Source organism: Acinetobacter sp. AR2-3, assembly GCF_001878775.1.
Classification (GTDB): Bacteria; Pseudomonadota; Gammaproteobacteria; order Pseudomonadales; family Moraxellaceae; genus Acinetobacter; species Acinetobacter lwoffii_D.
In genome coordinates this window covers 1-1084 of the sequence record NZ_MJIQ01000103.1, presented here as the reverse complement: position 1 = coordinate 1084, position 1084 = coordinate 1, and the positions used below count along the sequence as shown (strand labels likewise).

Below are 1084 nucleotides of genomic sequence, written 5' to 3'. Positions count from 1 at the left end.
GTAATAAATACTACACGCGTAAGATCGTCGGCAGCGTCAGATGTGTATAAGAGACAGACTATGAATAAGATGATGAATGCTCTTATCCTAGAAAATTTTGGTGATCATGAATTTAAACGGCACTGTTGCAAATAGTGATTTGAGTCGATGATGTTCCCTTTAAAAAGTGCTTAGAGACCGAAAACCCTGTTGATTAGACACACTTCACCCTGAGGCTGACCATAATAAAATGACGATGCTTGTCCTTTACGTAGTGCACGCATGACTTCAATACCTTTAATTGTGGCATAAGCAGTCTTCATAGATTTGAATCCTAATGTGGCCCTGATGATTCGCTTTAACTTACCATGATCACATTCAATGACATTATTTTTATACTTAATCTGCCTGTGCTCAATATCTACTGGACATTTTCCTTCTCGCTTTAATCGTGATAAAGCATGGCCATAGGTCGCTGCTTTATCTGTATTGATGACCCGTGGAATTTGCCATTTTTTCACCGTATTGAAGATCTTTCCTAGAAAACTATAGGCTGATTTACTGTTCCGTCTAGCGGAAAGGTAAAAGTCAATCGTATGACCCCGTTGATCAACTGCACGATACAGGTAAGTCCATCGCCCCTTCACTTTGATATAAGTCTCATCCATATGCCATGAATGTAAATCTGTAGGATTACGCCAATACCAGCGTAACCGTTTTTCCATTTCTGGAGCATAACGCTGAACCCAACGATAAATTGTACTGTGATCCACATTTATGCCTCGTTCAGCGAGCATTTCTTGAAGTTCACGATAGCTGATGCCATATTTACAATACCAACGAACAGCCCAAAGAATGATTTCACCTTGAAAGTGCCGACCGTGGAAGGGATTCATCTGCTGTATCTCGAAATAAATAAGATATTTAGCTTATCATGTCAGCCTATTTGCAACAGTGCCTTATCTGTCTCTTATACACATCTGACGCTGCCGACGATCTTACGCGTGTAGATCTCGATCTCCGTAGCCTTCCTAGAAAAATAAATTATTCACATCAAAATAACGAATCTTTACATATTTCCGCTATTACTATCTCTCTTTCTTCC

General features: G+C 39.7%; 1 protein-coding gene. It reads right to left on the bottom strand.

Annotated elements, in window-relative coordinates; all coding sequences use genetic code 11:
• Positions 1 to 170: 170 nt before the first annotated feature.
• Positions 171 to 875 (bottom strand): IS6-like element IS1008 family transposase, encoded by a 705-nt coding sequence (locus BFN00_RS15470; RefSeq protein ID WP_001067783.1) that lies wholly within the window; start codon positions 873 to 875, stop codon positions 171 to 173.
• Positions 876 to 1084: the final 209 nt, after the last annotated feature.

What these genes read in the sequence shown, in the direction of transcription:
- BFN00_RS15470 (WP_001067783.1), bottom strand. Translation starts at nt 875, where the DNA reads ATGAATCCCTTCCACGGTCGGCACTTTCAAGGTGAAATCATTCTTTGG.